We start from the raw sequence: 6,000 nt of genomic DNA, 5'->3' as shown, positions 1-6,000 counted from the left end.
CATAGCACATAGAAATAAAGAAAAATCAACCAAAATAAAAATTTCAAAACTGATTTAACTACTAACTACAATAGTTCTATTATTAATTTTTAATAATTCACTATTCGGCCAAAAGTTAGAACTAATGGAAAGAGAAAGAATCATATATGAACCATACCATACAGTAATTTCTAAAATAACAGGTAACGATTATCAATTAGATATGTCTTTTCCAAGAGACTACTCAGTCAAAGATACCATTTTGTATCCTGTTTTATATGTTTTAGAGGCATACGCAATTTTAAATAATTAAATAATGGATATCAACTGGGAAGCCATAAGCGCAGTAGCAGGACTTTTAGGAGCTATAGGAGTAATAATCACTTTAATTTATCTATCTGCCCAAATAAGACAAAATAATAATCAACTCAGTGGTGCCGCAACAGTTGCAGTTTATGAGTATCAAAGAGGGTTGGTTGATATGTTAACTAGTGATACTGAACTCTATAAAATAGCCTTGCGCGGAAATGAAGATTTTAATACGCTTACAGAGTGGGAGAAACAACGTTTTACTTTATGGTGTCTTTATGAAACAGGCATGTGGGAAATGTGCCATAAGCTCTATAAGCAAGGAGCACTTGATGAGACCTTATATTTTGGAAAAGTGAAATATTGGCTCCAATTGCACAGTTCACCAGGTCGAAGAGATTGGTGGACAATACATACCGCAATGCTTAGCGATGAATTTTATAAAGATGTTTCTGCACAGTTAAAAGACATTCCTATAAGAAAGCTCCGCGAAACCAACCCTATATTTAATTCGAGTGTACACGATGTAAAACCAGAATAGTTTTAGTCTAAATCCTTTGCTATTATATTTTCTTGTGAAGGCTGATGTCAATAATTAACGTTCACAATATATAAAAAGTTACACCAATACCACATGAAGATGTGATTGACAACATCAACTAAACCAACTAATTTAGTAATCGTTAAAACTGTCCCCTTTTTATACAGTTTCTATAAGGTTATAAGTATCTCCCTAGAATCGACTTTTTTTATTGTAATAATTAATAGCGCCAAATACTGAAGTTAACTTAATACAAATTGTTGTAGTTGAGTTAAAATAACCAAAGCATGTAAATCTATAATTAGATTCAATTATGAAAAAAACAGTCAATTTAAATCGTTCGAACTTTATTGGACGTTATTTTCTGAATCAGAAGGCAAAAAAGAGATTACTGACTATAGTTTCACCTTTAGTTAAACTAAATACCTTATGAATTTAACGAAGTCATATATTCTAACCCTATTAATAACGCTTTTCTTTAACTGTAGTGAAAATAAAGAAACAACAATTATAACTGTTGAAGAAGGTAAAATAGGAATGATTGGCTATGGTTCATTGATGTCTAAAAAAAGTATGGAGCACACATTAAAAAGAAAATATGAAGACTCTATATATTTAGTTCATCTACAAGGCTATAAACGCGCATGGAATTATTACACTCCTATAAACTCTCCTTCTAAAGAATTCTTCTATTTACATGAGAGTGATACAATTCCCATTCATAATAGTCTGTCTCTTAATATTATGGACTCTGAAAATGAGAAGATAAATTGTGTGCTATTTTTTATAACACCAGAAGAATTAGTTGAATTTGACAAGCGAGAATTAGGTTACAAAAGAATCGATGTCACAGATAAAATTGAAGAACTTCAATTTGAAGGTGGTAGTGTATATGCATACAAAGCAGAACCAGAACATACTTATTACTACCATCAAGAAAATAATACCGTCCTGCCAAAACGATATTTAGAGTTGGTCACTAATGCTTGTGACAGTATCGGAAAGAGTTTCAGAGATGAATTTGAATCTTCAACAAAACCTTACAATAAAGAAACCGTAGTATCTAAATCTAATATTATAAGTAAGACTAAAAAATAACCTTAGCTGTACTTTTTAAAAATCAAAATCTAAGACCTATTAACCGTTGGCATAAGCTGAATTTAATTGACAATTATGAAAACCGTCAAACTCAAACAATCAAAGAACAACAATACAATAAGTAGATATACCATCATAGCTTTATCGATTCTCACAGTTCTCTTAATAAGTTACTATGTAATAACCAAAGCATTTCCTATGCTAATTGTAACTGAAGAAAATTATGGTACATATTTTTTTCCAAGAGCAATTTGGTTATTTCCCCATATTGTTTTAGGAATTATTGCAACAATAATTGGGCCTTTTCAATTCATATCTAAAATTCGTAATAAATATCTAAAAGTTCATAGGCAATTGGGTCGTGTTTATATATTTTCTACGATTTTATCAGGAATATCAGGAATATCAGGAATGTATTTAGCCGTTACTTCTGACGTTAATTTACCTTATGCCGTTGGATTATTCGTACTTGGTTTTGCTTGGTCGGTTTCAGCAATTATGGCATTTGTGTCCATAAAAAACAAGAAGATAGAATTGCATAAAGACTGGATGATTAGGAGTTATGTGATAACGCTAGCTTTTGTGTCATTCAGGTTTTTAGAGGATATATTAGTGGCTTTAAAAATTGGAAGTCCAGAAGAGGTCTTAGTTTTAGCGAGTTGGGCAAGCTGGGCAATCCCATTATTTATTGCAGAAATATTTATACAAGGACTTAAGATTAAAAGAAAATAGAATGAAATATTGAATTAAAAATAAATAGAATGAAAAAAGTAGGTATCTTAGGTGGTTCGGGCTTTATAGGAAGCCACATCACCAGACAGTTTTTAAACAACGGATTTGAGGTCATAGTTTCTACAACCGATATTTCAAAAAAAGAGAAATACCAGCATTTATATAAACTCTACAATGCAGATCAATTATCGATTAGTGAGCTTAATGTTGAAAATAAAGAACAGCTAGAAAACTTTGCGAAAGATTGCGATATCCTTGTGCATTCTGGCACTCCTTTTCAGTTAGACTTTAAAGATGCAAAAGCAGAATTGTTTAACCCAACCGTAAAAGGGACGGAGAACTTTCTCGATGTCGTTAATAAGTCGCCAAATGTAAATAAAGTGGTTATCATTGCCTCTGTTGCGGCTTTTAACACTAATTTCCCTTTACCAGCTGATGGAAAAACACCAACAGACACTTTTAGCGAAAGAGATAAACCATTTACAAGTGAGGAAAGCCATCCTTATGCTCAGGCAAAATTTATAGCTAACAAAACGGTTAATGATTTTATAAAAAAGCACCCAAAACTTAATGTAGAAATTACTAGCGTTTCTCCAGTTGCTGTCTTTGGAAAGTCCCTGTCGCAAAGAGAAGATTCAACGTCAACAGGTTTGCAATATTTAATCAAAAACAAACTTGCTCCCAATCCATTTGTGCAAATGCTTTATGACACTGATACAGAAATGGCTATTGTTAATGTAAAAGATGTAGGTCGAGGTGTTTTTAAAGCAGGAACTATTTTTGGATTACATGGTAAAAACTATTTGCTATCTAGTGAAACTTATCCCGTTTCAGATGTTAACTTGATGCTAAATAACAAAGCACCAAAAAACCAACCGAAAGTGATCTATCAAAATCAAATGGCAGAACGAGACTTAGGGTTACCGTTTCAATCTGTAAAGAAAACTTTAGAACAATACAATTCCTAATCTATTATCTAATTTATAATATGTAAACTATGAAAAATGAATTAACCAAATGGACTAAAGCAGAACTCAAGATATACATTTTACTGCTTTGCGCCAAAATAGACCAAGAAGAATCAGAAGAGGAAATGGCTTTAATTAAGTCTAAAACAGATCTAGAAATTTTTGATAAATTATATAATGAATTTTGTTGTGACGAAGAAGATAGTTGTTTTGAGAAGATAGAAGATGCAATTAACCATCATCACTATACACCAAAGGAACTCAATGAACTTAAAAAAGAAATTCTAGACGTGTTTCATTCCGATAAAAAATTTTCAATGAAAGAACGCTATTTAGAAACCGTATTTGATCGCATTTTATACTAAATTTTTATACCAATATAAATAATGATAAGACTAACTTTACTTTTTTTAGTGACGCTATTACTAGGCTGTTCTGATAAACCCAAAATTAAAAGATTAGAATTATCTTCGGACAACCATTTTAAAGTTGCACTTAATGAGCCCATTGCTTATGCAAATGTTACCGCAGACCATATAGAAGTTTATATAGATGTAACAATTTCTAATGCAGTACTAGATTTAGATAAGATAAAAACAGACTCTTTATTCACTGGTATTGGTTCTGACAAAGACATATATAATACCTTTCAATCCTACACTAATTCAGAAGAAGGCAAAACGCTTAAAGATCCAAAAAAAATACTGGTAAGTAAGGTTTTAGATAGATTTAAGCATTCTGGGGTCAATTTAAGTACTAAAGATTTAGAAACCTATAAACGGCTTTCTACGGAAATTAATGAACTATCAACAGAGTACACTACAAATATAAATTAGGCCAATGAAACTTTGGTTTTAGATGAACAACAGGTAGAGGGATTACCCGAAAATTTTACATAAATAAACACTATTAAATATGAGCCTCTCAAAGAAAAATCACGAACACAAAATGAATATTAGAAAAGCAGTGAGTAAAACAACAAAAGTTATTATAGGAGTACTTTTTTTAAGTCTAATCAATTCAATATCAAGTTGTAGTGAAATGCCAAAACAAGTAACCATAGTAGAAAAAGCAGAGACTATTGCGCATTCTGTAAGCGAAACACCAGACTACTTTTTACTGCGTCCAGAGGTTGAAAAAGCTTATGGCTATTCTCATGCTGTGAAAATTGGCAATTCAATTAAAATCTCTGGAGCCGTAAGTATGGACGATGAAGGCAACCCAACTGCAATAGACAATTTTGAACAACAGATGAAAAATTGTTACGCAGATTTAGACAAAATCCTAAAACATTATGGCTGCACATTTAACGATGTGGTTGTAGAAAATGTGTTTACCACTGATATGGCTAAATTTTTAGAAGTTGCTGGCTATAGAACTGAAATTTATAAAACCCAATTCCCAACAGGGTCTTGGCTTGGTGTAAAGGAATTAGCAATTCCAGAATTTTTGATAGAAATAGAATTAGAAGTACATAAATCAAATTAATAACAAAACCAAATATCAAAATTATGAAAACTATTAAGTTGTTGCTTACGCTTATCGTGCTGATTTCCATAAATCTAAAATGTTTAGGGCAAGAAGGGGAAGCTAGTCAAAAATTAATCTACAAAACAGGTAATCCAGCAGATTGGCCATTAGAGTTAGATGCGGTTATCGCAGCACCAGACAACCACAAAATTTTGTTAGAAAATGATCATGTAAGAGTGCTAGAAGTTTCTTTGTTACCAGGTGAAATAGAACCGTTACATCATCATAGTTGGCCGAGTGCGTTATATATACAAGAGGCTGGAGATTTTACGGATTCAGATGGTGAAGGCAATATCATTTTTGACTCACGAAAAATCTCAGAGCCTTTACCAATGCCGTTTACGATGTATAAAGAACCAGAAGCACCACATACGGTTACAAATTTGAGTAAAACCGTAACCATTCGATTGATTAGGGTTGAAATGAAAACTGAAGAAACCAAAGATAATACTCAAATCATTGACAATATGTATAAAGCTTTCGTAACGGGAGACATGCCTACCGTTTTGGGATCTATGCATCCTAATATCGAATGGAACGAAGCCGAAGGTAATTCACTCGCAGATGGCAATCCATACATTGGTTCAGATGCTATACTAAATGGTGTTTTTGCACGTCTTGGCGCTAACCACGAGTATTTTCATTTGAAAGACATTCAACTTCATAACATGAGTGATAATAAGGTTTTAGCAACCTTACGTTATGATGCCAAAGTAAAAACAACAGGAAAGGTCTATAACGTGCAAGCAGCACATTTATGGACGCTCAATGCAGATGGTAAAGTTATTGCCTTTCAGCAATATGTAGATACCAAGACATTAGCAGATGCAGAGACCAACTAAA

Annotated in this window: 9 protein-coding genes; all 9 read left to right on the top strand. The window is 32.5% G+C overall.

The genetic code is table 11. From position 1 onward, the window contains the following. Window positions 1-124: 124 nt before the first annotated feature. The 9 genes from AAC053_RS07490 to AAC053_RS07450 all read left to right on the top strand — a co-directional run bounded on the left by AAC053_RS07490 (window position 125) and on the right by AAC053_RS07450 (window position 5,999). A complete protein-coding gene (locus AAC053_RS07490; RefSeq protein ID WP_339754824.1) occupies window positions 125-292 on the top strand; it encodes a hypothetical protein in 168 nt (55 codons plus the stop codon). Window positions 293-295: 3 nt separating this feature from the next. Then, window positions 296-829 carry a hypothetical protein gene (locus AAC053_RS07485; RefSeq protein ID WP_339754822.1) on the top strand — a complete coding sequence of 178 codons (534 nt, stop codon included), beginning with the start codon at window positions 296-298 and terminating at the stop codon, window positions 827-829. Between the two features lie 429 nt (window positions 830-1,258). After that, a complete protein-coding gene (locus tag AAC053_RS07480) occupies window positions 1,259-1,927 on the top strand; it encodes a gamma-glutamylcyclotransferase family protein (protein WP_339754819.1) in 669 nt (222 codons plus the stop codon). A 75-nt stretch (window positions 1,928-2,002) separates the two neighbouring features. Beyond that, window positions 2,003-2,659: a DUF2306 domain-containing protein gene (locus AAC053_RS07475; protein WP_339754816.1), complete on the top strand. Its 657-nt coding sequence runs from the start codon at window positions 2,003-2,005 to the stop codon at window positions 2,657-2,659. A gap of 29 nt (window positions 2,660-2,688) precedes the next feature. Next, on the top strand, window positions 2,689-3,627 hold the full coding sequence (locus AAC053_RS07470; protein WP_339754812.1) for an NAD-dependent epimerase/dehydratase family protein: 939 nt from the start codon (window positions 2,689-2,691) through the stop codon (window positions 3,625-3,627). 29 nt (window positions 3,628-3,656) lie between these two features. Further along, window positions 3,657-3,992, top strand: coding sequence for a hypothetical protein (locus AAC053_RS07465; RefSeq protein ID WP_339754809.1), 336 nt, complete (start codon window positions 3,657-3,659; stop codon window positions 3,990-3,992). Between the two features lie 21 nt (window positions 3,993-4,013). Continuing rightward, window positions 4,014-4,463 carry a hypothetical protein gene (locus AAC053_RS07460; RefSeq protein WP_339754806.1) on the top strand — a complete coding sequence of 150 codons (450 nt, stop codon included), beginning with the start codon at window positions 4,014-4,016 and terminating at the stop codon, window positions 4,461-4,463. Window positions 4,464-4,668: 205 nt separating this feature from the next. Then, complete coding sequence (locus AAC053_RS07455; protein ID WP_339754827.1) at window positions 4,669-5,115, top strand: RidA family protein; 447 nt, start codon at window positions 4,669-4,671, stop codon at window positions 5,113-5,115. A gap of 23 nt (window positions 5,116-5,138) precedes the next feature. Further along, entirely contained in the window at window positions 5,139-5,999 is an 861-nt protein-coding gene (locus AAC053_RS07450; RefSeq protein ID WP_339754803.1) for a nuclear transport factor 2 family protein, read from the top strand. The last annotated feature ends 1 nt before the right edge of the window (window position 6,000 follow it).

It is taken from the genome of uncultured Winogradskyella sp., assembly GCF_963975125.1.
In the GTDB taxonomy this organism is placed as follows: Bacteria; Bacteroidota; Bacteroidia; order Flavobacteriales; family Flavobacteriaceae; genus Winogradskyella.
This window is presented reverse-complemented; position numbering and strand designations above follow the sequence as displayed.

Coding starts and splice junctions, on each gene's coding strand:
- AAC053_RS07490 (WP_339754824.1), top strand. CDS start 125: ATGGAAAGAGAAAGAATCATATATGAACCATACCATACAGTAATTTCT.
- AAC053_RS07485 (WP_339754822.1), top strand. CDS start 296: ATGGATATCAACTGGGAAGCCATAAGCGCAGTAGCAGGACTTTTAGGA.
- AAC053_RS07480 (WP_339754819.1), top strand. CDS start 1,259: ATGAATTTAACGAAGTCATATATTCTAACCCTATTAATAACGCTTTTC.
- AAC053_RS07475 (WP_339754816.1), top strand. CDS start 2,003: ATGAAAACCGTCAAACTCAAACAATCAAAGAACAACAATACAATAAGT.
- AAC053_RS07470 (WP_339754812.1), top strand. CDS start 2,689: ATGAAAAAAGTAGGTATCTTAGGTGGTTCGGGCTTTATAGGAAGCCAC.
- AAC053_RS07465 (WP_339754809.1), top strand. CDS start 3,657: ATGAAAAATGAATTAACCAAATGGACTAAAGCAGAACTCAAGATATAC.
- AAC053_RS07460 (WP_339754806.1), top strand. CDS start 4,014: ATGATAAGACTAACTTTACTTTTTTTAGTGACGCTATTACTAGGCTGT.
- AAC053_RS07455 (WP_339754827.1), top strand. CDS start 4,669: ATGCCAAAACAAGTAACCATAGTAGAAAAAGCAGAGACTATTGCGCAT.
- AAC053_RS07450 (WP_339754803.1), top strand. CDS start 5,139: ATGAAAACTATTAAGTTGTTGCTTACGCTTATCGTGCTGATTTCCATA.